The 24064-nt window shown below is 68.0% G+C and carries 23 protein-coding genes; 16 read left to right on the top strand and 7 right to left on the bottom strand.

The features are described 5' to 3' along the window. Positions 1-11 precede the first annotated feature (11 nt). Positions 12-908, top strand: coding sequence for a ketopantoate reductase family protein (locus tag ACEN9N_RS22585; RefSeq protein WP_495654564.1), 897 nt, complete (start codon positions 12-14; stop codon positions 906-908). Here ACEN9N_RS22585 and gorA read toward each other — a convergent pair. Then, complete coding sequence (gorA, locus tag ACEN9N_RS22580; protein ID WP_495654563.1) at positions 905-2263, bottom strand: glutathione-disulfide reductase; 1359 nt, start codon at positions 2261-2263, stop codon at positions 905-907. The genes ACEN9N_RS22585 and gorA overlap by 4 nt on opposite strands. Positions 2264-2340: 77 nt before the next feature. Beyond that, positions 2341-4272, bottom strand: a complete 1932-nt coding sequence (locus ACEN9N_RS22575; RefSeq protein ID WP_495654562.1) for a DUF6600 domain-containing protein — start codon at positions 4270-4272, stop codon at positions 2341-2343. A 143-nt stretch (positions 4273-4415) separates the two neighbouring features. On the opposite strand from ACEN9N_RS22575, the gene ACEN9N_RS22570 reads away from it, so the two are divergent. Continuing rightward, entirely contained in the window at positions 4416-6470 is a 2055-nt protein-coding gene (locus tag ACEN9N_RS22570) for a PEP/pyruvate-binding domain-containing protein (protein ID WP_495654561.1), read from the top strand. A 4-nt stretch (positions 6471-6474) separates the two neighbouring features. Here ACEN9N_RS22570 and ACEN9N_RS22565 read toward each other — a convergent pair whose 3' ends face one another. After that, a complete protein-coding gene (locus tag ACEN9N_RS22565; protein ID WP_007829654.1) occupies positions 6475-7386 on the bottom strand; it encodes an MBL fold metallo-hydrolase in 912 nt (303 codons plus the stop codon). 75 nt (positions 7387-7461) lie between these two features. Between ACEN9N_RS22565 and ACEN9N_RS22560 the strand changes: the two genes are divergently transcribed. From ACEN9N_RS22560 to ACEN9N_RS22545, 4 genes are read left to right on the top strand one after another with little or no spacing between them, the layout of a single operon-like run. Further along, positions 7462-7785, top strand: a complete 324-nt coding sequence (locus tag ACEN9N_RS22560) for an ArsR/SmtB family transcription factor (protein WP_413315639.1) — start codon at positions 7462-7464, stop codon at positions 7783-7785. 2 nt (positions 7786-7787) lie between these two features. Further along, a complete protein-coding gene (locus ACEN9N_RS22555) occupies positions 7788-8225 on the top strand; it encodes a YeeE/YedE family protein (protein ID WP_495654560.1) in 438 nt (145 codons plus the stop codon). Positions 8226-8245: 20 nt separating this feature from the next. Continuing rightward, positions 8246-8674: a DUF6691 family protein gene (locus tag ACEN9N_RS22550; protein WP_413315640.1), complete on the top strand. Its 429-nt coding sequence runs from the start codon at positions 8246-8248 to the stop codon at positions 8672-8674. A 34-nt stretch (positions 8675-8708) separates the two neighbouring features. Then, positions 8709-9119 (top strand): rhodanese-like domain-containing protein, encoded by a 411-nt coding sequence (locus ACEN9N_RS22545; RefSeq protein ID WP_413315641.1) that lies wholly within the window; start codon positions 8709-8711, stop codon positions 9117-9119. 178 nt (positions 9120-9297) lie between these two features. On the opposite strand, the gene lysM is transcribed toward ACEN9N_RS22545, so the two are convergent. Then, a complete protein-coding gene (gene lysM / locus ACEN9N_RS22540) occupies positions 9298-9759 on the bottom strand; it encodes a peptidoglycan-binding protein LysM (protein ID WP_413315642.1) in 462 nt (153 codons plus the stop codon). Between the two features lie 135 nt (positions 9760-9894). Here lysM and ACEN9N_RS22535 point away from each other — a divergent pair, with 135 nt between their 5' ends. After that, complete coding sequence (locus ACEN9N_RS22535) at positions 9895-10680, top strand: type III pantothenate kinase (RefSeq protein WP_056516467.1); 786 nt, start codon at positions 9895-9897, stop codon at positions 10678-10680. A gap of 13 nt (positions 10681-10693) precedes the next feature. On the opposite strand, the gene ACEN9N_RS22530 is transcribed toward ACEN9N_RS22535, so the two are convergent. The 3 genes from ACEN9N_RS22530 to ACEN9N_RS22520 all read right to left on the bottom strand — a co-directional run bounded on the left by ACEN9N_RS22530 (position 10694) and on the right by ACEN9N_RS22520 (position 13848). Beyond that, a complete protein-coding gene (locus ACEN9N_RS22530; protein WP_495654559.1) occupies positions 10694-12031 on the bottom strand; it encodes a serine hydrolase domain-containing protein in 1338 nt (445 codons plus the stop codon). 22 nt (positions 12032-12053) lie between these two features. Beyond that, positions 12054-12869, bottom strand: a complete 816-nt coding sequence (locus tag ACEN9N_RS22525; RefSeq protein WP_413331673.1) for a crotonase/enoyl-CoA hydratase family protein — start codon at positions 12867-12869, stop codon at positions 12054-12056. 130 nt (positions 12870-12999) lie between these two features. Beyond that, the gene (locus tag ACEN9N_RS22520) at positions 13000-13848 is read right to left on the bottom strand and encodes a 3-hydroxybutyryl-CoA dehydrogenase (protein ID WP_007829644.1); all 849 of its coding nucleotides are present in this window, start codon (positions 13846-13848) and stop codon (positions 13000-13002) included. A gap of 186 nt (positions 13849-14034) precedes the next feature. Between ACEN9N_RS22520 and purT the strand changes: the two genes are divergently transcribed. The 9 genes from purT to ACEN9N_RS22475 all read left to right on the top strand — a co-directional run bounded on the left by purT (position 14035) and on the right by ACEN9N_RS22475 (position 23974). After that, on the top strand, positions 14035-15237 hold the full coding sequence (gene purT / locus ACEN9N_RS22515) for a formate-dependent phosphoribosylglycinamide formyltransferase (protein WP_478180168.1): 1203 nt from the start codon (positions 14035-14037) through the stop codon (positions 15235-15237). Between the two features lie 83 nt (positions 15238-15320). Next, positions 15321-16262, top strand: a complete 942-nt coding sequence (lipP1, locus tag ACEN9N_RS22510; RefSeq protein ID WP_495654558.1) for a LipP1 family hormone-sensitive lipase — start codon at positions 15321-15323, stop codon at positions 16260-16262. Positions 16263-16373: 111 nt separating this feature from the next. Continuing rightward, entirely contained in the window at positions 16374-17204 is an 831-nt protein-coding gene (locus ACEN9N_RS22505) for a helix-turn-helix domain-containing protein (protein WP_413331670.1), read from the top strand. Positions 17205-17219: 15 nt separating this feature from the next. Continuing rightward, positions 17220-18095, top strand: a complete 876-nt coding sequence (locus ACEN9N_RS22500) for a branched-chain amino acid ABC transporter permease (protein ID WP_413315647.1) — start codon at positions 17220-17222, stop codon at positions 18093-18095. A 6-nt stretch (positions 18096-18101) separates the two neighbouring features. After that, positions 18102-19178 (top strand): branched-chain amino acid ABC transporter permease, encoded by a 1077-nt coding sequence (locus tag ACEN9N_RS22495; RefSeq protein ID WP_413331669.1) that lies wholly within the window; start codon positions 18102-18104, stop codon positions 19176-19178. A 145-nt stretch (positions 19179-19323) separates the two neighbouring features. Beyond that, positions 19324-20142: an ABC transporter ATP-binding protein gene (locus ACEN9N_RS22490; protein ID WP_495654557.1), complete on the top strand. Its 819-nt coding sequence runs from the start codon at positions 19324-19326 to the stop codon at positions 20140-20142. After that, positions 20139-20912 carry an ABC transporter ATP-binding protein gene (locus ACEN9N_RS22485; RefSeq protein WP_007829626.1) on the top strand — a complete coding sequence of 258 codons (774 nt, stop codon included), beginning with the start codon at positions 20139-20141 and terminating at the stop codon, positions 20910-20912. Before ACEN9N_RS22490 ends, ACEN9N_RS22485 begins: the two co-directional genes overlap by 4 nt. Before the next feature lie 5 nt (positions 20913-20917). Continuing rightward, positions 20918-22774, top strand: coding sequence for an AMP-dependent synthetase/ligase (locus ACEN9N_RS22480; RefSeq protein WP_495654556.1), 1857 nt, complete (start codon positions 20918-20920; stop codon positions 22772-22774). Between the two features lie 33 nt (positions 22775-22807). Beyond that, positions 22808-23974 (top strand): ABC transporter substrate-binding protein, encoded by a 1167-nt coding sequence (locus ACEN9N_RS22475; protein ID WP_007829622.1) that lies wholly within the window; start codon positions 22808-22810, stop codon positions 23972-23974. Positions 23975-24064 lie beyond the last annotated feature (90 nt).

Raw genomic sequence — 24064 nt, 5'->3', positions numbered from 1 at the left:
GGACACGATCGATGAAAGTCGCAGTCATGGGCGCCGGCGCAGTCGGCTGCTACTACGGCGCCATGCTGGCGCGCGCCGGACACGAGGTGGTGCTGATCGGGCGGCCCTCGCATGTGGAGGCCGTCAACGCCAGCGGGCTTCGGCTGGAGACCAAGGCCTTCGACGAATTCGTGAAGGTGGCAGCCAGCACCGAAGCCAGCGCAGTGCACGGCGCCGACCTCGTTCTGTTCTGCGTGAAGTCCACCGACAGCGAATCGGCCGCCGCGCAGATCAAGCCGCACCTCTCTCCCGGCGCGCTGGTGCTCACATTGCAGAACGGCGTGGACAACGACGAGCGCGTGCGACCGGTGCTGCCGTCGAATGAGGTTGCAGCGGCCGTGGTCTACGTCGCCACCGAGATGGCGGGGCCGGGCCATGTGAAGCACCACGGGCGCGGCGAACTGGTGATTGCGCCTTCGCGCATGAGCGAACAGGTCGCTCGGCATCTGGCCGCCGCAGGCGTGCCCACGCAAATCTCCGACAACGTGCGTGGCTCGCTGTGGGCCAAGCTGATCCTCAACTGCGCCTACAACGCACTGTCCGCCGTCACGCAGCTGCCCTACGGTGTGCTCGTCAAAGGCGAGGGCGTGGCCGAGGTGATCCGCGACGTGGTGGCCGAATGCCTCGCCGTCGCAAAAGCCGAGGGCGTTGTGGTGCCCGGCGACACCGACGCCGCCGTGCGCGGCATCGCGCAGACCATGCCTTCGCAGTACTCGTCCACCGCGCAGGACCTCGCGCGCGGCAAGCTCAGCGAGATCGACCACCTCAACGGCCTGGTCGTGCGGCGCGGCGAGGCGCTCGGCGTTCCCACGCCGGCGAACCGCGTGCTGTTCGTGATGGTGAAGCTGCTCGAAGGCAAGCAGCGCTAGCCTGGCATCGGCTCGCGCATCGTCACGAACTCCTCGGCCGCAGTCGGGTGTATGCCGATGGTGCTGTCGAACAGCGCTTTCGTCGCACCCGCGCGCATCGCCACCGCAAAGCCCTGCACCACTTCGCCCGCGTCCGCGCCCACCATGTGCAGGCCCACCACGCGGTCGGTGGCCTTCTCGATCACCAGCTTCATGAAGGTGCGCTCGCTGCGGCCCGACAGCGTGTGGCGCAGCGACTTGAACTCGCTCGAGAACACCGTGACCTCGCCGAACTTCGCGCGCGCTTCGAGTTCGGTGTAGCCGCAGGTACCGATGTTCGGGTGCGTGAACACGGCTGTGGGAATGAACTCGTAGTCGAGCCGGCGCTTGCCCTTGCCGAAGAGTTCGTCGACCACCACCATCGCCTCGGCCAGCGCCACCGGCGTGAGCTGCACGCGCGTGGACACGTCGCCCACCGCATGGATCGACGGCACCGAGCTGCGGTAGTGCGCATCGACCGCGATGGCGCCGCGCTCGTCGAGCTTCACGCCCGCCGCCTCGAGGCCGAGCCCCTGTGTGTTGGGCACCCGGCCGGTGGCGAAGAGCACCGTGTCCGCCTCGATCTGCTGGCCGCGCGCCAGCGTGACGGCAAGCCCGTGCGGCCCGCGCGTGACCGAGGTGGCTTCGCAGTTCAGCCGCACGTCGACGCCGGCCTTGCCCATCTCGTTCGCAAGGAACTGCCGCACGTCGTCGTCGAAGCCGGTGAGCAGGTGTGCGCGGCGGTGCAGCTGCGTGACCTGGGCGCCGAGGCCGTTGAAGATGGATGCGAATTCGCAGGCGATGTAGCCGCCGCCCACCACCAGCAGGCGCTTGGGGAAGGGGTCGAGGTCGAACATCGCATCGGAGCTCACGATGTGTTCGCGGCCCGGAATGTCGGGCACGTAGGGCGTGCCGCCGGTGGCCACCAGCAGGTGACGCGCGGTGTGGCGCTTGCCGTCGACTTCCACCGTGTGGGCGTCGGCCAGCTGCGCCCAGCCGGTGACGAGCGTGACGCCCGCGTTCTTCAGCAGCGAGGCATAGATGCCGTTGAGCCGCGTGATCTCTTTTGCGCGCTGCGACTTCAGGTGCGCCCAGTCGAACTGCGGCGCCTGCGGCAGCTTCCAGCCGTAGCCGGCGGCTTCCTCGAACGATTCGGCATAGCCGGCGGCGTAGCTGTAGAGCTTCTTCGGTATGCAGCCCACGTTGACGCAGGTACCGCCGAGTTCGGCGGCCTCGGCGATGGCGACACGCGCGCCGGTTTGCGCGGCCATGCGCGCGGCGCGGACGCCGCCGCTGCCGCCGCCGATGACGAAGAGATCGAAGTCGAATGTGGGCATGAAAGGCTCCTTGGCCGCCGACTGTAGCGGCGGGCCGAAGGAAGCGCTTCCGGCGGGACTTGCGCGGCGGCTGGCGTTCAGCGCGAGTCGGGCGAGGTCCAGAGCCTGCGCGGATCGTCGCTGCGCTGGCCTTGCGGCTGCGGCTGCTGCGGCGCTGGCGCGATGCCGCGCTGCTGCTGGATCGCGCGCAACTGGGCCTCCTGCGCCTGCCGCATCGCGTTCTGCTGGGCCTGAAGCTGGGCTTGCGCCTGCTGCTGCGCCTGTGCGGCGCGCAATTGCATTTCCTGCTGCTGGCGAAGCTGCTGTTGCTGTTGCTGGGCCTGCTGCTGGGTCGCGCGTTGCTGCTGCTGCTGCATCTGTTGCTGTTGTTGAAGCATCTGCTGCTGCTGCTGCTGAGCTTGCGCCTGCGCCTGCGCCGCGCGCTGCTGCATTTCCTGTTGCTGGCGCGGCGCCTGCTGTTGTTGCTGTTGCTGTTGCTGCTGCCAGCGTTCCTGTTCGCCGCGCTGGCGCCCGTCATGTTGGGCTCGCCAATCCTGCTGCTGGCGCCATTCCTGTTGCGGACGCCCGTCCTGGTGGCGCTGCCATTCCATCTGCTGTCGTTGCTGCAACTGTTGCTGCTGCTGCGCCTGCTGGAGCTGGATCTGCTGCTGCCGCGCCATCAGCGCCGCAGCCGGCGGGACCGCTGCGGCGGGCCGGCCGAAGCCGCCGCCGAAGCCGTTGATCGCGACGCCCGGCGTGGGAGCCACCGGCACGCGCGCGAAGCGGTCGTCCGGCAGCCGCACGAGGTCACGACGGCCGAAGGGGCCGCGGCCGAAGCGGTCGGCGGGCAACACGGTCACGGCGCCCGGCATCTGCTGGTTGGCATAGAAGTCGTTGCGCGGCCCGGCCTGACGGTTGTAGATGGCCATGCGGTTCACCTGGTCCACATAGCGCTGGCTCGCGTGGTAGCCGGGGCGCCATTGCTCGCCCGGGGCCAGCGGGAACCAGCCCACGCCGCTGCGGCCGTTGCCGATCTGGACGCCCGCGTTCGCACCGCCGCCCACGAAGCCGACCAGCGCCGGCGAATACACCGGCCGGCCGCTCGTCCGCCCCGGCACCCAGCCCCAGCGCGAACCCACGCGCGCCCAACGGCCGTAATGGAAGGGTGCGAAACCCCAAGGCGCGGCATCGACCCAGGTCAGGCCCCACGGCGCGACGTTGACCCACTGGCCGTCGCGGTACGGCGCCCAGTCGGCATCGACGTTGCGCGGGAACCAGACGTCGCCGTACGTGGCGTCGTTCTGCCAGTCGCCGTAGTTGTCGAGCTGCAGGTAGCCGACCACTTCGCGCGACACGTAGCGCGCCGAGACCGACTGGTCCTCGATGCGGTTGCGCTCGGCCACCCAGGCGTCGAAGCCGCCAGCCTGCAGCGGCGCACCGCCCACGGCCGCGAGGTCGCGGCCCGACACGGTGAGCTGCTGGCGCGCGGCCAGCGACTGCGATTGGCCGTTCTCGCCATAGAGCGTGGCGCGGCCCGAGGCCACGGCCACCCAGGTGGTGCCGGCGGCCGGATCGGAGGCGATGCGGTATTCGCCCGGCGCGTCGATCACCACCGCGAGGTTGCCGGTGTCGACCTCGAAGCGCTGGCCTGCCAGCTCGTCGCGCACCCGCAGCTGCAGGTTGCCCTGGTTCGAGGTGATGCGCGCCGTGTCGTCGTCGAGCTCGGAGAACTCCACGTGCGTCTGCCCGTCGAGCCGCAGGGCTGCCGAGCCGATGTACACCTCGGCGCGGGCATTGCGGTCGGTCCAGAGGCGGTCGCCGGTGGTGATGGGGCGGTTGGGCTGCGCGTCGTACCAGCTGTCGTCGCCGGCCGGCGCGAAGCTGATGGTGCCCTGGTGGAAGTTGAGACGGGCCACGCGGCCCGGCGGGTCCTGCTGGGCACTGGCCGCGAGGCCGACGCACAGCATGGCCAGGCCGAGCAGCCAGCGGCGCAGCGTGGCGGAATGCATGGAAATGGCGGATGGGCTCATGGCGTTGTTCTCCCCGGTCGTTGGGACAATGCGAAAGCGCTGAATATGTAACGCGCGAGAATCCGCTGCCGCTGTCATCGCCAACCCGCTGCTTGGTGAAGCGCGCGTGCATTCGGCAACCGGCTGTAAGGAAGAAATCCCCCATGAAAAACCAGGATCGCGCACGCCCCACGGGCGCCATGCGCTCCGAAACCGATAGCTTGATCGCGCTTTGCGCAGCGCTCGCCATGGTTCTGGCGGCCATGCCCGCCGCGGCCCAGCTGGCGCGCAAGCCCTCGTATTACCAGCAGCAAAACCAGCCTCTGCCCGACGGCCCGGCCGCGCAGCTCGCGCCGCGCCCCGCGGTGCCGTCGTCATTGCCCGCGCTGCGCAGCCAGGGGGACTTCGACCAGCTGGCGCGCGTCTACGACGCCGGCACGCCGATGCAGCTCGCGCACGTGCTGTTCGCCGTCGACCGGCAGGCGAAGCCGGCGCGCATGTACTACATCGACACGCCGCGCTACCAGCTGCACGTACGCTTCCTGCGCGACACCCGGCTCACGCCGAACACGATCAAGCGCGAGATCGACCGCAACTACCTCGTGCCCGACCGCCGCTTCCTGTTCGGCACGCTGAGCTGGCAGCAGAACATCGGCACCTTCACCTACGAGTTCTGGGAGGGCGACCGGCTCACTGCGCCGCTGCTGCGGCAGGCCGACGCGCACGTCAAGGCCAGCTTCTTCGCGCCCGTGAAGTTCAAGACCAACTCCACGCTGCACGAACGCGTGGCGAAGGAAGCCGGCATCGACTTCGTGAGCCAGGAGGCGCTGATCCGCGAGCAGCCATTTCTGCCGATGAACCTCGGCACCGCCACCGGCCGCGTGCGCATCGTGGACGACGAATCGGGCATCAACGCCCAGCTCGCACTTTTGCCCGACGACATCGCCGTGCTGCGGCAGGTGCCGATCAGCCTGCCGCCGGTGGCGGGCGTGCTGACCGAGCGGCCGTCGACCGCGCTGTCGCACGTCAACCTGCTGGCCAAGGGATGGGGCATTCCGAACGCCTACGTGCGCGATGCCGCCACGGTGCTGAAGGCACACGCGGGCCAGTGGGTGGCATTGAAGGTCGCGGCCTCGGGCTACCAGGTGCGCCGCCTCGCGCCCGAAGAGATCGCCGCCCTGCCGCCGCGCGCCGTGCGCACCGCCGCCACCGGCGCGACGCCCGGCAGCGCGCGCGCCATCAGGCCCGACCTGCACGAAACCCGTCTCCTGCCGTTGGCCTCGCTGCGCGCGCGCAACAGCGCGCAGTGCGGCACCAAGGCCGCGAACCTCGGCGCCATGCTGGCCGCGCACATTCCGGGCACTTCGGTGCCCGACGGCTTCTGCATTCCGTTCGCGCACTACGACCGCTTCATGCGCGCCAACGGCCTGGCCGAACGCATCGCGCGCATGCAGCAGCAGCCGGGCTTCGCGAGCGATCCGAAGGCCCGGCAGAAGGCGCTGGCGCAACTGCGCGACGAGATCGTGCAATGGCCGGTTGACGCGGCCACCGCCGCCGCATGGCGCGCCGCGTGGCAGTCGCAACTGGGCGGCGGCGGCGTGTTCGTGCGCAGCTCGTCCAACTCCGAAGACCTGCCCGGCTTCAGCGGCGCGGGGCTCTACACCACGGTGCCCAACGTCAAGACCGGCGATGCGCTCGAGGTCGCAGTGAAGAAGGTCTGGGCCTCGGTCTTCAACCCCGAGGCCTGGGAGGCACGCAGCGCCGCGGGCTTCGGCGCCGAGTCGGTGCTGATGGGGGTGTTCGTGCAGACCGCCATCGACTCGACCAACGCTGGCGTCATGATCACCCGCGACCCGTTCGATGCGGGGCATCCGCACGTCACCTACATCTCGGCCAAGCGCGGCATCGGCATCCGCGTGGTCGAGGGGCAGCGGGTGGCGGAGCAGGTGATGTATTCGAGCTGGTCGAAGGCGATCCAGGTGCTGAGCCGTTCGGCCGAAGAAACGTCGCTGCAGCTCGACAAGGAAGGCGGCGTGAAGGAAGTGCCGGTGGAGGTGGGCCGCAATGTGCTGACCGACGAGCTGGTGGTGCGCCTCGCCAACGTGGGCGCGGCTGTGAAGCGCACCTTCAACGCGGTGGACCAGGACATCGAGTGGGCCACCGTGGGCGACCGCATCGTGCTGCTGCAGGCGCGGCCATACGTGGAGCGGCGGCGCTGAGCCATCACTGCGGGGCGGCCGCGCCTCGATGGACCGGAAGGGCATTCAGCGGAATGCGCAGGTAGGCCACCCCGTTGTCATCGGGCGGCGGAAATCGCCCGGCGCGCACGTTGACCTGCATCGACGGCAGGATCAGCGTCGGCACGTCGAGCGTGGCGTCGCGCGCGGTGCGCATGCGCACGAATTCTTCTTCGCCGATGCCGTCGCGCACATGGATGTTGTGGGCGCGCTGTTCCGCCACGCTGCTCTGCCAGCGGGGCTCGCGCGTGGCGGGCGGATAGTCGTGGCAGACATAGATGGTCGTCCCGGGCGGCAGGGCGAGCAGCCGGTGCATCGAGCGATAGAGCTGGCGTGCGTCGCCGCCGGGGAAGTCTGCGCGCGCGCTGCCCAGGTCGGGCATGAAGAGCGTGTCGCCGACGAAGACCGCGCCGTCCACGAGGTACGCCATGTCGGCCGGCGTATGGCCGGGCACCAGGAGCGCGACCGCCTCGGCGTCGCCGATGCGGAAGGATTCGCCGTCCTTGAAGAGATGGTCGAACTGGCTGCCGTCGGGCAGGAAGTCGCGCTCCAGGTTGTAGAGCGCGCGGAAGGTGGCCTGCACCGTGCGGATGTGCTCGCCGATGGCGATGCGCCCGCCGGCCTGCGACTGCACATGGCGCGCGCCCGAGAGGTGGTCGGCGTGTGCGTGGGTTTCCAGGATCCAGTCGACCTGCAGCGCCTGCTCACGCACATAGGCCAGCAGGCGGTCGGCGGAGGCGGTGCTGGTGTGGCCGGACCTGAAGTCGTACTCCAGCACCGGATCGATGATCGCGGCGTGCTTCGTGGCGTGGTCCCAGATCACGTAGGACACCGTACCCGTCACGGGATCGAAGAATGCCTGGGTGGTGGTGCGGCGGGGCGCTGCGGTCGTCGTCATGGGCACTCCTTCAGTCAAGTCGTTGATATTATATGAATAGATATAATATTGGCGAACTAACCGACATTGCCCTCCATGAAGGCTTCCACCCTCATCATCGATCCCGAAGTGCTGCGCGGCGGTGCCCGCCAGGCGGTCGCGGTGCTCAAGCTGCTGGCCAACGAAGACCGGCTGCTGCTGCTGTGCCAGCTCTCGCAGGGCGAGATGTGCGTGAGCGACCTCGAAAGCGCGCTGGGCATCCGCCAGCCCACCTTGTCGCAGCAACTCTCGGTGCTGCGCGCGGAAGGCGTGGTCAGCACCCGCCGCGAGGGAAAGAACATCTACTACAGCGTCGCCGATGCCGCGCTGCTCGACATCCTCGCGGTGCTCTACCGTCTCTACTGCCCGAAGGAGGACTGAAGATGGCCGCCATCGACTGGCCGCGTTTCACGCCATGGGCCGCGCTGGCCGGCGGCGTTCTCATCGGCATCGCCGCGGCGATGTTCGTGCTGCTCAACGGGCGCATCGCGGGCATCAGCGGCGTGCTGGGCGGTTTGCTGCGCCCCGTGAAGGGCGACGTGGCCTGGCGCGCGGCCTTCGTGCTCGGACTGATCGGTGCACCCGCCGCCTGCGGGCTGTTTGCCGTGCTGCCCGCGGCACGGATCGATGCCGGCTATGGCGCGCTCGCACTGGCCGGCCTGCTGGTGGGCGTGGGCACGCGTTACGGTGCGGGTTGCACCAGCGGCCACGGCGTGTGCGGCGTGGCGAGGCTGTCGCCGCGTTCGCTGGCCGCCACCGGGGCTTTCATGGCCACCGGATTCGCCACGGTGTTCGTGGCGCGTCATCTGTTGAACCTGTGATGAAGGAGCGATTCGCCCTCATGCCGACCGTCATCGCCTCCCTGCTCGCCGGCCTGGTCTTCGGGCTCGGCCTCATCGTCTCCGGCATGGCCAATCCGGCCAAGGTGCTCGGTTTTCTCGACCTTGCCGGCGCCTGGGACCCCTCGCTCGCATTCGTGATGGGCGGGGCGGTGATCGTGAGCGCCGCCGCCTTCCTGTTCGCGCGCCGGCGCAAGCTGTCGCTGCTGGGCGCGCCGATCATGCTGCCCACCGCGCGCCGGATCGACCGTCGCCTCGTCGGCGGCAGCCTGCTGTTCGGCGTTGGCTGGGGTGTAGCGGGCTTTTGTCCCGGCCCCGCGCTGGTCTCGCTCGGCACGGGCGAGTTCAAGGCCGTGGTCTTCGTGGGCGCCATGCTGCTGGGCATGGGCCTGTTCGAACTGATCGAACAGATGAAGAATTCCAGTGATTGAAAACCGCGTCGCAGAAAAGGAAGGAAGCAAGGAAATGACCGAATCCGTGGAGAACAAAGGCTACGCTGGCGACGTGACGCCCGAGCAGGCGGCGCAATGGATGGCCAGCGGCGAGGCCGTGATGATCGACGTGCGCACCGACGCCGAGCGCGAATGGGTCGGCTACGTACCCGGCGCCGTGCCGCTGGCCTGGAAACAGTGGCCGGGCATGGCGATGAACCCCGCGTTCGACGACGGCATCCGTGCCGCCGCCGAAGGCCGGAAGAAGCTGGTGCTGCTGTGCCGCAGCGGTGTGCGCTCCATCGCGGCCGCCAAGCGCGCGACCGAACTGGGCGCAGAGGCTTACAACATCCTCGAAGGCTTCGAGGGGAATCCGGACGACCAGGGGCATCGCGGACTCATCGGCGGCTGGCGCAAGCGTGGGTTGCCCTGGAAGCAGAACTGAGTCGTTCGGGGGTGTGCTCACGCCGACGGGGCTCCCCGCAGCGAAATAAAGGAGGAGCCGAAGGCGGGGGGCATTCGCGCAGGGGAGCACCCGGTGCCATTCGCACGCACCCCGAAAGAAGCAAAAAGGCCCACCGATTCCTCGGCAGGCCTCGAGACTGCCCTCTTCGAGCGCCAGTTCAGAGCGGCGGAATGCGCAGCTTCTGCCCCGGATAGATCTTGTCGGGGCTGCTCAGCATCGGCTTGTTCGCCTCGAAGATCGCGTTGTATTTGTTCGCATCGCCGTAGTACTTCTTCGAGATGGCCGAGAGCGTGTCGCCCTTCACCACGTCGTGGTACTGCGCGGGCGGCGCGGCCGGTGCGACGAGGTTGTTCTCGACGCTCGTCACGTTCGCCACGTTGCCTGCTGCCAGCGAGGCTTTCTCGCTGGCCTCCTGCGATGGCGCCTGGCCCGCGAGGGTGACCACGCCGCTGCTCGCCGCATAGGTCACCTGGAGCCCCGTGAGGCCGAGGTTCTGCGTTTCGATGTAGGTCTTGATGGCCGCGGCGGCGGCCTGGTTGGCGTCTGGCGTGGCGGCCTGCGCCGACGAGCCGCCGAACAGTTTTTCACCCGCCTCCTTGATGAAACTGAGCAAACCCATGGTGTTCTCCTTGTGCCGTAGTTGGTGGATGGACCTGCCAATTTACCGGCGCGACGGGGCAGCGCCGCGTAGGCCCACGCCGCGTGTCGACGAGGTGCCAGCAGGAATAACGACAAAGTCGCAATAATCCCGCGCATGCCATCCCCCTTCCTCGCCATCGACATCGGCAACACCCGCCTCAAATGGGCGCTCTACGACTCGGCCCGCCCCGGCGCCGAGTTGCAGGCGCACGGCGCCGAATTCCTCGACCACATCGAACGGCTGGCCGACGGCCCCTGGGCCGACCTGCCGGCGCCCGGTTCCATGCTGGGCTGCGTGGTGGCCGGGGACGCGGTGCGCCGGCGTGCCGAGGAACAGATCGTCGAGCGCTTCGACTGCGCGCCGCGCTGGGTGATGTCCAGCGCGGGCGAGGCCGGCATCGTGAACGGCTACGACCATCCCACCCGCCTGGGCGCCGACCGCTTCGTGGCGATGATCGGCGCGCGCCACCGCATGCTCGCCGCAAGGCCGGGACAGCCGCCGCGGCCGATGGTGGTGGTGATGATCGGCACCGCCGTGACCGTCGAGGCGATCGACGCGGACGGCAGGTTCCTCGGCGGGCTGATCCTGCCGGGCCACGGCATCATGCTGCGCGCGCTGGAGTCGGGCACGGCCGGGCTGCACGTGCCGACCGGCGAGGTGCGCGAATTCCCCACCAACACCAGCGATGCGCTGACCAGCGGCGGCACCTACGCCATCGCCGGCGCGGTCGAGCGCATGGTGCAGCACGTGCGCTCGCACTGCGGCGCCGATCCGGCCTGCTACATGACCGGCGGCGCGGGCTGGAAGATGGCGCCGGTCATGAACGGGCACTTCGAGCTGGTCGAGAGCCTGATCATGGACGGGCTGCTCGTGATTGCCCGCGAGCGGGCGGCCGCCTAGAAAGAGAAGCGGCTCAGGGGCGCATCAGCGCCTCGGCCACGGCATGGAACGCCGGCAGCGTCAGCGGGTCGTTGCCCGCATTGCCCGCCACCGGATGCGCGGCGTAGCGCACGATCACCACCTCGGCCTTCGGGTCCACGTAGATGCTCTGGCCGTGGATGCCGCGCGCCATGTAGGCACCGTGCGGGTTGTGCGACACCCACCACATGTCGCGGTACGACCAGCCCTTGAGCAGCGCATAGCCGGCCTTCACGAACTTCGCCGGGTCGCCGCCGCGCTGGATGTCTTCCACCACCGCCTTCGGAATGGCCTGCTGCCCGTTGGAGGCGCGACCGCCGTTGCGCATGGTCTCGCCGAAGCGCGCGAGGTCGCGCAGCACGGTGTTGAGGCCGCCGCCGCCCGACTCGGTGCCGATGCGGTCGACCATGAAGTAGGCGTCCTGCTCGGCGCCGATGCGGCGCCAGATCTTTTCGCTCAGCAGGTCGGCCAGCGACTGGTTGCTGGCGCGGCGCACGATCCAGGCCAGCACCTCGGCGTTGACCGTCTTGTAGGCGAAGGCGTCGCCGTGCTCGCCTTCCTTCTTCAGCGTGACGAGGAATTCGTAGAACGACTTGGGTCCGATGTAGTTCTGGCCCTGCGTGAGCATGCCGCCGGCACGGGCGTAGTCCCAGATCTCGGCCTTCGGGTCGGCGTAGTTCTCGGAGTAGTGCACGCCGACGGTCATGTCCATCACCTGGCGCACGGTGGCGTCGCCGTACGCCGTGCCCTTGAGCTCGGGGATGTACTTGGTGACCGGTGCGGCCGGATCGAGCTTGCCTTCGTCCGCGAGGATGGCGGCCAGCGTGCCCACGAAGGACTTGGTGACCGACATCGCGATGTGCGGGCGCTCGGGCGTGAGTGCGCCGAAGTACTTCTCGTAGACCACCTTGCCGCGGTGCATCACGAGGATGCCGTCGGTGTAGGTGCCGGAGATCATCTGGGCGAAGTTCAGCGTCTGGTCGCTGCCTGCACTTCCAAGAGGCTTGAACGTCACGGCTTCGATCTGGACGGGTGACGTGGCCGCCGGCAGCGGGCTGGCCGCGCCGCTGCCGCGCCACACGTTGGCGGTGGGCACGGTCTCGCGCACGTGCGAGAAGCTCCAGCGCGTGCGCGGAAACACGCCGCCGGCCGGGTTGTCGAAGGTGATGAGTTTGTCCGGTGCGGGCGGGAAGCCCTTCATCCAGCCCAGCGCGTCGACCGAGGTGGCCGCGGGGTCGGGCAGCGCGGGAGGCGTGGGCGTCTGTGCGGAAGTGGTGTTCACGGCGAGCAGGGTGAATGCGGCGGCGAGCGCCGTGCGAACGAAAAAGGGCATGTTGTTGTTCTCGGTGAAAGGATCAACGGCCGCTGAAGCGCGCCGGCCGGCGTTCGACGAAAGAGCGCACGCCCTCGGCGGCGTCCTCGCTGTTCGACAGGCGTTTCTGCGTCTCGATGAATTCCGACACCGCGGCCAGCGGTCCATGCTCGATGGCCTTCAGCACGTTGAGCCGCGTGGCCACCACCGCCAGCGGCGCCTGGGCGGCGATGCGCTGCGCAATGGCCAGCGCCGCGTCGAGCTCCTGGCCGGCCGGCACCACCTTCTGCACGAAGTTGAGGCGATAGGCTTCGGCGCTGTCGAACTCGTCGGCCGTGAGCAGGTGCAGCATCGCGTTGCCCAGGCCGGCACGCTCGGCCATGCGCAGCGTGGCGCCTCCCGTGGCCATGATGCCGCGCTGCACTTCCATCTGCGAGAAGCGGCAGTCGTCGGCTGCCACCACGATGTCGGCGCCCAGCATCAGCTCGATGCCGACCGTGAAGCAGATGCCCTTCACGGCAGCCACCATCGGCTTGGTGCGGCGGCGGTAGCCTTCGAGCCCGAAGTCGTGCGGCTCCACCAGGCCCTGCGGAACCGCCTTCTCGCCACGCTTCATGTACTCGGCCACCGCCGGCAGGTCGAGGCCTGCCGTGAAGTGGTCGCCGAAGGCGTGCAGCACGCCCACGCGCAGGTTCGGGTCGTCGTCGAGCCGGGTGTAGGCCTCGGCGAGCTGCCTGAACATCGGCGGCGTCCAGCCGTTGCGCTTGGCGGGGCGGTTGATGCCGATCAGCAGCACGTGGCCGAGCACCTCGGTGTCGATGCAGCCTTCGGCGGGCGGGGTGGTGGGCGTGGCGGTCATGTGAGCGGTCTCCTTTTCTTATCTTTTCAAGGAACACTGCGGAACCGGCTTTGCCGGGCCGCTGGTGTTGCCCCCGGTAGGGGGTTGGCGAAGCGACACGAAGTGCGCGAAGACTGGGGGCGAGCCAGTGTCAGTACGTGTAGACGCCACGGCCCGTCTTGCGGCCCAGCTGGCCCGCGGCGACCATTTCCTTCAGCAGCGGGCAGGGGCGGTACTTGGAGTCGCCGAACTGCTCCAGGTACACCTCCATCACCGCCAGGCACACGTCCAGCCCGATCATGTCGGCCAGTGCCAGCGGGCCGATGGGCTGGTTGCAGCCCAGCTTCATGCCGGCGTCGATGTCTTCCGCCGTGGCGATGCCCTCGGCCAGCACGAAGAAGGCCTCGTTGATCATCGGCACCAGGATGCGGTTGACCACGAAGCCCGGCGCGTTCTTCACGGTGATGGGCGACTTGCCCAGGCGCTCGGCCAGTTCCTTCACCGTGTCGTGCGTGGCGTCGCTCGTGAGGTAGCCGCGGATCAGCTCCACCAGCGCCATCATCGGCACCGGGTTGAAGAAGTGCATGCCGATGAAGCGGTCGGGGCGCGAGGTGGCGGCGGCCAGCTGCGTGATCGAGATCGACGAGGTGTTCGAGGCGATGATCACCTCGGGTGCCAGCATGTCGTCGACCTGCTTGAGGATCTTCAGCTTGAGTGCGTGGTTCTCGGTGGCCGCCTCGATGACCAGCTGTGCGCTCTTCAGGTCGTCGTAGTTGGTCGAGCCCTTGATGAGCGCCAGCGCGGCGGTCTTCTGCTCGGCGGTGAGCTTCTCTTTCTTGATCAGGCGGTCGAGGCTGCCCGACACCGTGGCCAGGCCCTTGTCGACCGCCGCCTGGGCGATGTCGACCATCACCACCTTCACGCCGGCCACCGCGCAGGCCTGCGCGATGCCGTTGCCCATCGTTCCGGCGCCGATGATGCCGACAGTCTGAATAGCCATGAGAAAACTCCTTGAGAGAAAACGAAAAGAAGGGTGCGCGAGGCTGGCGCCGCGGCGAAAACTTCGATTGTGAAGCAGCCCCCGGGCCGCGCCGTTGCCGCGTGCGACACCGTCGGCCCGCCGGTGGCTTACAGTGCGGCGGTTGCTTTTTCCCCCGCTTTCCACCGCTTTCTCCGACCTCCGACCATGACCACCCTCGGCACCCCCCTTTCCCCCTCGGCAACCCGCGTGATGCTTCTCGGCTCCGGCGAACTCGGCAAGGAGGTGCTGATCGCCCTGCAGCGCCTCGGCGTCGAGACCATCGCGGTCGACCGTTACGAGAACGCCCCCGGCCAGCAGGTGGCGCACCACGCGCGCACCATCACCATGAGCGACCCCGAGCAACTCAAGGCGCTGATCGAGGCCGAGAAGCCCGCGCTGGTGGTGCCCGAGATCGAGGCCATCGCCACGCCCATGCTCCAGCAGCTCGAAGACGCGGGTGTGGTGCGCGTGATTCCCACCGCCCGCGCCGCCCGCCTGACCATGGACCGCGAAGGCATCCGCCGCCTGGCCGCCGAGACGCTGGGCGTGCCCACCAGCCCCTACAAGTTCTGCGACTCGCTGGCCGAACTGCAGGCGGCCATCGACGCAGGCATCGGCTACCCCTGCATCGTCAAGCCCGTGATGAGCAGCTCCGGCAAGGGCCAGAGCAAGATCGACGGCCCGGCCGACGTGCAGAAGGCCTGGGACTACGCCATGGCCGGCGGCCGCGTGAGCCACGGCCGCGTGATCGTCGAGGGCTTCATCGACTTCGACTACGAGATCACGCTGCTGACCGTGCGCGCCAAGGATGCCGCAGGCGCCGTGGAAACCAGGTTCTGCGACCCCATCGGCCATGTGCAGGTGAGCGGCGACTACGTGGAAAGCTGGCAGCCGCACCCCATGGCGCCCGCCGCGCTGCAGAAGGCGCAGCAGATCGCGCAGGCCGTCACGGCCGACCTCGGCGGGCAGGGCCTGTTCGGCGTCGAGCTGTTCGTGAAGGGCGACGAAGTCTGGTTCAGCGAAGTCAGCCCCCGCCCGCACGACACCGGCATGGTCACCATGGCCACGCAGTGGCAGAACGAGTTCGAGCTGCATGCGCGCGCCATCCTCGGCCTGCCGGTCGATACCTCGCTCAAGAGCCCGGGCGCCAGCGCCGTGATCTACGGCGGCGTGGACGCCACCGGCATCGCCTTCGACGGCGTGGCCGAGGCCTTGCAGGTGCCCGGCAGCGACGTGCGCCTGTTCGGCAAGCCCGAGAGCTTCACCAAGCGCCGCATGGGCGTGGCGCTGGTGCATGCAGCCGACACCGGCACCGCCCGCAGGCTCGCCAAGGAAGCCGCCTCGCGCGTGAAGCCGCGCAAGGCATAGCCAGTTTCCGCAAGCCGCGCCGCAGCGGCGCGGGCATGGTGCGGGGAGATCGAGCGACGCCCGCTCGACCTCCCGGAGACACCATGCTGCATCCCCAGGCGCGCGCCTTGCTCGACTTCATCGAGGCGCGCGGCATTCCGCCGACTCACACCCTCTCGCCTGCCGACGCGCGGGCCTTCTATCGCGAGCGCCGCGCCGCCTTGCAGCCGCTGCCGGCCGAGGTGGCCGAGGTGCGCGACCTGGCCGCGCAAGGGCCGCACGGCCCCATCCCGGTGCGTCTGTACAGGCCCCTGGGTTCGGGCGCCGGTCCGCTGCCGGTGCTGGTGTACTACCACGGCGGCGGCTGGGTCATCGGCGACCTCGACACGCACGACGTGCTGTGCCGCGAACTGGCCAACGGCGCCGGCTGCGCCGTGGTCGCGGTCGACTACCGCATGGGCCCGGAGCACCGCTTTCCCGCAGCGGTGGACGACGTGCTCGCCGCCACCCGCTGGGTGCGCCGCGAGGCCGCCGCGCTGGGGCTCGATGCGAGCCGTCTCGCGGTGGGCGGCGACAGCGCTGGCGGAAACCTCGCGGCCGTGGTGTCGATCGCCGCACGCGATGCCGGCGACCTGCCCATCGCCTACCAGCTGCTGATCTACCCGGCCACCGACATGCGCCGCGGCCATCCATCGCACCATGCCAACGGGCAGGGCTACCTGCTGACCAGCGACACGATGACGTACTTCCACGACCACTACATCACCGACCCGGATCACGACCTCGACTGGCGTGCTTCGCCGCTGCTGCACACCGACCTCGCGGGCCTGCCGCCGGCGCTCGTCGTCACGGCCGGCTACGACCCGCTGCGCGACGAAGGCGCCGCGTATGCCGAGGCGCTCACGGCCGCCGGCAACAGCGCTGCGTACGTGTGCTTCGAGCGCCAGATCCATGGCTTCATCACCATGGGCAAGGTGCTCGACGAGGCCGGCACCGCGGTCGCGCTCTGTGCCGCCGAGCTGCGCCGCGCGTTCGCACGGGCCTAGGGAAAGTCCCCGCGCAAATGCACGCCGCGCCGCCGGCCTGCGCCGCTACGATCCAGCGAGCGCGACACCATCCACCGTTGGCAATCGACCCCGATGCAGGAGACAGGCACCATGCAGCGAACGAGGACTGCGCCGTCGGACAACGGCGGCGCACCACAGGGTGAACGCCTCATGTGGCTCACGCCGCAGCGCGTGTTCTACGCCGGGCTGCTCGGCGCGGCCGCCGAGCGCACGATGGGCGGGCACGGCGTGTACCTGTCGCCCGCGGGCGTGCCGCCGATCCGCATCCGCATCGGCGGCGGCGCCTGGCAGGCGGGCGAGCTGATCGTGGTGCCGCCGCAGGTGCCGCACCATGTCGAGAGCGAGCATCCGCTGATCTTCAACCTGTTGATCGAATCGGAATCGGTCGACCCCGCGCGCTTGCCGGCGTTCATGCGGCACTGCGGCCCGGTCGATGCGCCCGCCTTCGCGCGGCGTGTGCGCGAGGTCCATGCGCACCTGCTCGCGGCCTCGGGCCGCGGCTCGGAATTCGACGGCTTCGATTTCGATGCGCTGTTCTTCGGCGAGGTGCTTGCGCCGCGACCGATCGACGCGCGCATCCGCAAGGTCATCGACACCCTCGTCGCCGACCCCGCCGCGCCCGCCTCGGCCGAAGACTGCGCGGCCTCGGTGCACCTGTCGTTCTCGCGCTTCCTGCATCTGTTCAAGCAGGAGACCGGCATGGCGTTTCGCGCCTTCCGGGCCTGGAAGCGCGCGCGCAGCCTGCTGCGCTACGTGCGCCAGGCCGGCACGCTGACCGACATCGCGCTGGACACCGGCTACCCCGACTCGACGCACTTCAGCCATTCGATCCGCCAGGTCTACGGCCTCAAGCCCAGCGACATCGTGGCCGGATCGCGCCGGCTTGCGCTGCACGACGCGGCGGGCGGCTTCAGGCAGTAGGCGCGAAGAGGCCCCATGCAGATCCTCCAACTCCTGCTGTCGGGCATTGCGCAAGGTTGCATCTACGGCCTGATCGCGCTGGGCTTCGTGCTGATCTACAAGGCCACCGAAACCGTGAGCTTCGCGCAGGGCGACCTGATGATGCTCGGGGCCTTCGGTGCGTTCGCGGGCATGTCGCTGTTCGGCCTGCCGTTCTGGCTCGCGGCGATCCTTGCCGTGGTGGCGATGGCGGCTTTCGGCGTGCTGCTCGAACTGGTGGTGATCCGGCCGATCCTCGGGCAGCCGCAGTTCTCCATCGTGATGCTCACGATCGGCATCGCCTACGTGGCGCGCGGGCTCATCACCATGGTGCCGGGCATCGGCACCGACACCCACACGCTCCCCGTGCCCTACAAGGACCAGATCTGGAAACTGGGCGAGCTGGTGGTCAACCTCGAACAGCTCGCGATCATCATCGCCACCGCCATCCTCTGCGCCCTGCTGTTCGCGATGTTCCGCTACAGCAAGCTCGGCATCGCAATGCAGGCCTCGTCGCAGAACCAGCTGGCGGCCTACTACATGGGCATTCCGGTGAAGCGGCTCAACGGGCTGGTGTGGGGCCTGGCGGCGGCGGTCGCGGCCATCGCGGGCATGCTGCTCGCGCCCATCACCTTCGTGCACGCGAACATGGGCTTCATCGGGCTCAAGGCCTTTCCGGCGGCGGTGGTCGGCGGTTTCGGCAGCCTGCCGGGTGCCATCGTCGGTGGGCTGGTCATCGGCATCGTCGAGTCGTTCGCGGGCTTCTATCTGCCCGATGGCTTCAAGGACACGGCGCCGTACATCGTGGTGCTGTTGATGCTCATGATCAAGCCGAACGGTCTGTTCGGCGAGAAGCTGCGCAAGAAAGTTTGATCGTTCATGCGCTTCATCTTCAAGACCAGCTACGACCAGGACATCCGCCTTGCCCGGCACGGCGGGCATGTGTTCTGGTACAGCCTGCTGGTGGCGTTCCTGGTCGTCGCACCATGGGTGATCGACGAATACTGGCTCGCGCAGCTGACCTTCGTGCTGATCTACGGGATCGTCGGCCTGGGGCTCATGCTGCTGGCCGGGTTCACGGGGCAGTTCTCGATCGGGCATGCGGCGTTTCTTGGCGCGGGCGCTTATACGCAGGGCGTGCTGACGAACGCCGGTGTGCCGTTTCCGGTTGCGCTGATCGCGGCCGCGGCGCTGTCGGCGGCCGTGGGCGTGGTGGTCGCGCTGCCGGCCTTGCGCGTGAAGGGCATCTACCTGGGCATCGCAACGCTGTCGTTCGGCTTCATCGTCGAGGAAGTGTTCGCGCGGTGGGAGAGCGTGACGGGCGGCAATGCCGGCCTGCATGTGAAGGCGCCGGAGATATTCGGCTGGTCGCTGGGCTCGGGCGATGGCTTCTACTTCCTGTGCCTGGTGGTTGCGGTGATTTCCACCTTGGGCATCCTGAACCTGCTGCGCTCGCCGACGGGGCGCGCCTTTGTCGCGATCCGCGATTCGGAGATCTCGGCGCAGAGCATGGGCATTCACCTCGCACGCTACAAGACGATGTCGTTCGCGATCTCGGCGGCGCTCGCGGGCCTGGGCGGGGCCTTGTATGCGCACAAGCTCAGCTTCATCTCGCCGGACCAGTTCAGCATCCTGCAGTCGATCGACCTGCTGCTGATGGTGGTGATCGGCGGTCTCGGCTCGGTGCACGGCGCGTTCCTTGGCGCGATCTTCCTGATCGCGATGCCGCAGCTGATTTCCATCGGCAAGGACTGGCTGCCCGCGGTCATCGGGCAGGCACCGGGGCTTCAGGGGCTGGTGTATGGCCTGGTGCTGATCGCCTTCGTGCTGTTCGAGCCGCTTGGGCTGTACGGCCGATGGCTCAAGGTGCGCACATGGCTGCAGCTCTTTCCGTTCTATCGCCGCGGATTGTTCAAGCGGCAGAAGTCGTTCACCAAGTCGGACCGGCTGAGATGACACTCCCCCAGGCTTCGCGCACTCCGTGTCGCTTCGCCAACCCCCTCGCCGGGGGCGACACCTGCTGCCCGGCAAAGCCGGTTCCGCGGTGTCCTGCGAACGGGGTGCGGCAGTCCTGCGCGCCGGCGAGTGACGGAGCCCAGAGATGAGCGGCGACATTCTTCTTTCGGCCAAGGAGCTGAGCGTGCGCTTCGGCGGGGTGCTGGCGGTCAACAAGGTGAGCTTCGATGTGCGGCGTGGCGAGGTGTTCACGCTGATCGGGCCGAACGGGGCGGGCAAGACGACGGTGTTCAACCTGATCAGCCGCATCTACACGCCGACCATGGGGGAGATCACGTGGCATGGCGAGGAGGGCGGCGCCATTGCGCTGACCCAGCAGGCCCCGCATGCGATTGCCGCGCTGGGCATTGCGCGCACCTTCCAGAACATCGAACTGTTCGAGCACGCGACGGTGCTGCACAACCTGCTGATCGGCCGTCATACGCACCGGAAGACGGGGTTCTGGAGCGAGGTGTTCTTCACGCCCGCCACGCGGCTCGCGGAGATCGAGGCGCGCGAGAAGGCGGAGCAGGTGATCGAGCTGCTGGACCTGCAGCACCATCGCGATTCGATGGTGGCGGGGTTGCCTTATGGCGTTCGCAAGGTCGTCGAGCTGGCACGTGCGTTGTGCGCGGAGCCGAAGCTGCTGCTGCTCGATGAGCCTTCTTCGGGGCTCAATGTGGAAGAGACGGCGGACATGGCGTTCTGGATCCAGGACATCCAGCATGAGCTGGGCGTGTCTGTGCTGATGGTCGAGCACGACATGTCGCTTGTTTCCAAGGTGTCCGACCGGGTGCTGGCGATGAACATGGGCGAGGTGCTGGCTACCGGCTCTCCTCGCGAGGTGCAAGCCGATGCGCGGGTTGTCGAGGCCTATCTCGGGACCGTGGACGACGTGAGCAGCTTGAGGAGGACGGCGGCATGAGCGACGCAGTCCTTCAGCTTCTCAATGTAGAGAGCGCCTACGGTCCGATCAAGGCGATCCGTGGCGTCAGCCTGAAAGTCAGGCAGGGCGAGATCGTGACCGTGCTCGGTTCGAACGGCGCAGGCAAGACGACCATCCTCAAGACCATCTCCGGAATCATCGACCCCCGCAAGGGCAGCATCGAATTCCAGGGCAGGAACATCACTGCCAAGGACCCGGCCCACATCGTCCAGCAGGGGCTGAGCCACGTGCCCGAAGGCCGCGAGGTGTTCCCGCTGCTGTCGGTGAAGGACAACCTGCTGATGGGCGCCTACACCCGCAAGGACCGCGACGGCGTGGCGCGGGACATGGAGACGGTCTACACCTACTTCCCGATCCTGCGCGAGCGGGCCACGCAGGACGCGGGGCTGCTGTCGGGCGGCCAGCAGCAGATGCTCGCCATCTCGCGCGCGATCATGGCCGCGCCGCATCTGATTCTTCTGGACGAACCGAGCCTCGGGCTGAGTCCGAAGCTGACGAAAGAGATCTTCGAGATCGTCGTGCGCATCAACCGCGAGCGCGGCACCACCATCCTGCTGGTCGAGCAGAACGCCAACATGGCGCTCAACGCCGCCGACCACGGCTACGTGCTGGAGAACGGCCGCATCGTGATGGAAGACACCTGTGAACGCCTGCGCGAGAAGGAAGACATCAAGGAGTTCTACCTCGGCGTGAAGGACGACGGCGTGCGCGGCGAGCGGCGCTGGAAAAAGAAGAAAACCTGGAGATAGCCGCCATGCAAGGACTCTGGGACCTCGACGCCTTCGCACCCCGGCTCGACGTCGTCGTGCCCGGCGACACCATTCCCGCGATGTTCTGGAACGCCGTGAAGCAGCGCGGCGACAACATCTGGATGCGGCAGAAGGAACTGGGCATCTGGCGCAGCTGGAGCTGGCACCAGACCGCCGACGCGGTGCGCGAGATCGCGGCCGGCCTCCAGTCCATCGGCTTTGCGCCGGGCGAGTGCGCGTCGATCCTGTCCAACACCGTCATCGAATGGGTGCTCGCCGATCTCGCGGTGCTGAGCTGCGGCGGTGTCTCCAATGGCATCTATCCGACCGACGCGGCCTCGCAGGTGCACTACCTTTGCGAAGACTCGGGCACCACCGTGCTCTTCGTGGAAGACGACGAGCAGCTCGACAAGGCGCTCGAGGTGCGCGCCGGCCTGCCGCGCCTGCGCTGCTTGGTCGTGTTCGACATGGAAGGCCTGCGCGACCTCGACGATGCGGCGGTGATGAGCCTCGACGCGCTGCGTGCGCTCGGGCGCCAGCACCTGGCCGCCGATCCGCAGGCGGTCGAACGTACGGTTGCCGCCTGCCGCCCTGAAGACCTCGCCATCCTCGTCTACACCTCGGGCACCACCGGCAAGCCCAAGGGCGCCATGCACAGCCATGGCGGGCTCGTGTACACCGCGCGCGGCTACAACACGCTCGTCGCGCAGGACCAGACCGACGAGCGCATGTGCTTCCTGCCGCTGTGCCACATCGCCGAGCGCATGGGCGGCGAGTACTTCGCGATGTACACCGGCGCTATCCTCAACTTCGTCGAGAACCCCGAGACCGTGCCGGAGAACGTGCGCGAGATCGCACCCACGGTGTTCACGGCCGTGCCGCGCGTGTGGGAGAAGTTCTATTCGGGCGTGATGATCGCCCTGAAGGAGGCGAGCCCGCTGCAGCAGGCGGCCTACAGGTGGAGCATCGGCGTGGGCGAGGAGATCGCCAACCGCGTGCTGGCGGGCGAGCCGGTGAGCTCGTCGCTGAAGTTCAGGTTCAGGCTCGCGCGCATGCTCGCGCTGGACAACGCGCGCAAGCTCATCGGCATCCACCGCGCGCGCTTCCTGGTGACGGGCGCGGCGCCCATCTCGCCCGAGCTGGTCAAGTGGTATCTCGCGCTGGGCGTGCCGATGCTGGAGGTGTGGGGCATGACGGAGTCGTGCGGCGCCTCGACCGCGGTGCCGGCCACGCGCATCAAGCCGGGCTCCATCGGCCCGGCCACCGGCTACAACGAGGTGCGCCTCGACCCCGCCACCGGCGAGATCCTGGTGCGCGGCCCCAATGTCTTCATGGGTTACCTCAACCTGCCCGAGAAGACGGCCGAGACCATCGACGCCGACGGCTGGCTGCACACCGGCGACGTGGGCACGATGGACGAGGACGGGTATTTCCGCATCACCGACCGGATGAAAGACATCATCATCACGGCGGGTGGGAAGAACGTGACGCCCAGCGAGCTGGAGAACGAGCTCAAGTTCAGCCCCTACATCACCGATGCCGTGGTCATCGGCGACAAGCGGCCGTACCTCACGGTGATCGTCATGATCGATCAGGAGAACGTCGAGAAGTTTGCGCAGGACCACGACGTGCCGTTCAGCAACTACGAGAGCCTGACGCGCACGAAGGAAGTGCAGGATTTGATCCAGGGCGAGATCGATCGCGTCAACGCCAGGTTCGCACGCGTCGAGCAGATCAAGAAGTTCTTTCTGCTCGAAACGCAGCTCAGCGCCGAGGACGAGGAGCTCACGCCCACGATGAAGCTCAAGCGCAAGCTGGTGCAGACCAAGTACGCCGGCCGCATCGACGCCATGTACCGCTGACCCTCTTTTTTGCCAACCCGAGGAGACACCGCTATGACGAAGCTCAAGACACTGACGACGCTGGCCGTGCTGGGCCTGATCGCGACGCTCGCATCCGCTCAGCAGCAGGGCGTGAGCAAGGACGAGATCCGCATCGGCACGATCCAGGACCTGTCGGGTCCGCTCGCGGGCTTCGGCAAGCAGGCGCGCAACGGCATGCAGCTGCGCGTGGACGAACTCAACGAGCAGGGCAGCCTCAATGGGCGCAAGCTCAAGCTCTTCGTCGAAGACTCGGGCTACGACCCGAAGAAGGCCGTGCTGGCGGCGCAGAAGCTGGTGAACCAGGAAAAGATATTCATCATGGCCGGCCATATCGGCACGGCGCAGAACATGGCGGCGATGCCGGTGCAGTTCGAGAAGAACATCGTCAACTTCATGCCGATCACCGCAGCGCGCGAAATGTACGAGCCGCTCAATCGGCTGAAGTATTCGTTCGCAGCCACCTACTACGACCAGATCCGCCTGGCCCTGCCCAAGATGATCAAGGAGAAGGGCGCCAAGAAGGTCTGCACCATCTACCAGGACGACGAGTTCGGCCTCGAGGTGCTGCGCGGCGCCGAGGCGGGCCTGAAGACCGCCGGCATGGAGCTGGCCGAGAAGACCTCGTTCAAGCGCGGCGCCACCGACTTCAGCTCGCAGGTCGCCAAGATGAAGGCCGCCAACTGCGACCTCGTGGTGCTCGGCACCATCATCCGCGAGACCATCGGCACCGTGGGCGAGTCGCGCAAGACGGGTTTCAACCCGACCTTCCTGGGCTCGAGCGCGGCCTACACCGACCTGATCCACAAGCTGGGCGGCAAGGCGATGGACGGCATCTACGCCACCATGACGGTGCAGAACCCGTACACCGACGAGCAGTCGCAGCCGCTGCGCTTCTGGGCCAACAAGTACAAGACCAAGTTCAACGAAGACCCGACCGTGTTCTCGGTGTATGGCTACGTGATCATCGACTCGTTCATCAAGGCGGCGACCAAGGCCGGGCCGAACCTCACGACCGACAGCTTCATCAAGGCGATGGACAGCATGACCTTCGAGCCCGACATGTTCGGCAGTCCGAAGAGCAGCTACACCGCCACCAAGCGCCTGGGCAACGACCTGTCGCGCCTGTCGCAGATCAAGGATGGCAAGTGGGTGGTCGTGTCCGACTATGTGACACCCTGACCCGGCGCTCCCCCATGCTTCGCGCACTTCGTGTCGCTACGCACACCCCCTCGCCGGGGGCAACACCTGCGGCCCGGCAGAGCCGGTTCC

It is taken from the genome of Variovorax sp. Varisp46, from assembly GCF_059491885.1.
Note: the sequence above shows the minus strand (reverse complement) of the source record. Positions and strands in the feature narration are given on the sequence as shown.

What these genes read in the sequence shown, in the direction of transcription:
- ACEN9N_RS22585 (WP_495654564.1), top strand. Translation starts at nt 12, where the DNA reads ATGAAAGTCGCAGTCATGGGCGCCGGCGCAGTCGGCTGCTACTACGGC.
- gorA (WP_495654563.1), bottom strand. Translation starts at nt 2,263, where the DNA reads ATGCCCACATTCGACTTCGATCTCTTCGTCATCGGCGGCGGCAGCGGC.
- ACEN9N_RS22575 (WP_495654562.1), bottom strand. Translation starts at nt 4,272, where the DNA reads ATGAGCCCATCCGCCATTTCCATGCATTCCGCCACGCTGCGCCGCTGG.
- ACEN9N_RS22570 (WP_495654561.1), top strand. Translation starts at nt 4,416, where the DNA reads ATGAAAAACCAGGATCGCGCACGCCCCACGGGCGCCATGCGCTCCGAA.
- ACEN9N_RS22565 (WP_007829654.1), bottom strand. Translation starts at nt 7,386, where the DNA reads ATGACGACGACCGCAGCGCCCCGCCGCACCACCACCCAGGCATTCTTC.
- ACEN9N_RS22560 (WP_413315639.1), top strand. Translation starts at nt 7,462, where the DNA reads ATGAAGGCTTCCACCCTCATCATCGATCCCGAAGTGCTGCGCGGCGGT.
- ACEN9N_RS22555 (WP_495654560.1), top strand. Translation starts at nt 7,788, where the DNA reads ATGGCCGCCATCGACTGGCCGCGTTTCACGCCATGGGCCGCGCTGGCC.
- ACEN9N_RS22550 (WP_413315640.1), top strand. Translation starts at nt 8,246, where the DNA reads ATGCCGACCGTCATCGCCTCCCTGCTCGCCGGCCTGGTCTTCGGGCTC.
- ACEN9N_RS22545 (WP_413315641.1), top strand. Translation starts at nt 8,709, where the DNA reads ATGACCGAATCCGTGGAGAACAAAGGCTACGCTGGCGACGTGACGCCC.
- lysM (WP_413315642.1), bottom strand. Translation starts at nt 9,759, where the DNA reads ATGGGTTTGCTCAGTTTCATCAAGGAGGCGGGTGAAAAACTGTTCGGC.
- ACEN9N_RS22535 (WP_056516467.1), top strand. Translation starts at nt 9,895, where the DNA reads ATGCCATCCCCCTTCCTCGCCATCGACATCGGCAACACCCGCCTCAAA.
- ACEN9N_RS22530 (WP_495654559.1), bottom strand. Translation starts at nt 12,031, where the DNA reads ATGCCCTTTTTCGTTCGCACGGCGCTCGCCGCCGCATTCACCCTGCTC.
- ACEN9N_RS22525 (WP_413331673.1), bottom strand. Translation starts at nt 12,869, where the DNA reads ATGACCGCCACGCCCACCACCCCGCCCGCCGAAGGCTGCATCGACACC.
- ACEN9N_RS22520 (WP_007829644.1), bottom strand. Translation starts at nt 13,848, where the DNA reads ATGGCTATTCAGACTGTCGGCATCATCGGCGCCGGAACGATGGGCAAC.
- purT (WP_478180168.1), top strand. Translation starts at nt 14,035, where the DNA reads ATGACCACCCTCGGCACCCCCCTTTCCCCCTCGGCAACCCGCGTGATG.
- lipP1 (WP_495654558.1), top strand. Translation starts at nt 15,321, where the DNA reads ATGCTGCATCCCCAGGCGCGCGCCTTGCTCGACTTCATCGAGGCGCGC.
- ACEN9N_RS22505 (WP_413331670.1), top strand. Translation starts at nt 16,374, where the DNA reads ATGCAGCGAACGAGGACTGCGCCGTCGGACAACGGCGGCGCACCACAG.
- ACEN9N_RS22500 (WP_413315647.1), top strand. Translation starts at nt 17,220, where the DNA reads ATGCAGATCCTCCAACTCCTGCTGTCGGGCATTGCGCAAGGTTGCATC.
- ACEN9N_RS22495 (WP_413331669.1), top strand. Translation starts at nt 18,102, where the DNA reads ATGCGCTTCATCTTCAAGACCAGCTACGACCAGGACATCCGCCTTGCC.
- ACEN9N_RS22490 (WP_495654557.1), top strand. Translation starts at nt 19,324, where the DNA reads ATGAGCGGCGACATTCTTCTTTCGGCCAAGGAGCTGAGCGTGCGCTTC.
- ACEN9N_RS22485 (WP_007829626.1), top strand. Translation starts at nt 20,139, where the DNA reads ATGAGCGACGCAGTCCTTCAGCTTCTCAATGTAGAGAGCGCCTACGGT.
- ACEN9N_RS22480 (WP_495654556.1), top strand. Translation starts at nt 20,918, where the DNA reads ATGCAAGGACTCTGGGACCTCGACGCCTTCGCACCCCGGCTCGACGTC.
- ACEN9N_RS22475 (WP_007829622.1), top strand. Translation starts at nt 22,808, where the DNA reads ATGACGAAGCTCAAGACACTGACGACGCTGGCCGTGCTGGGCCTGATC.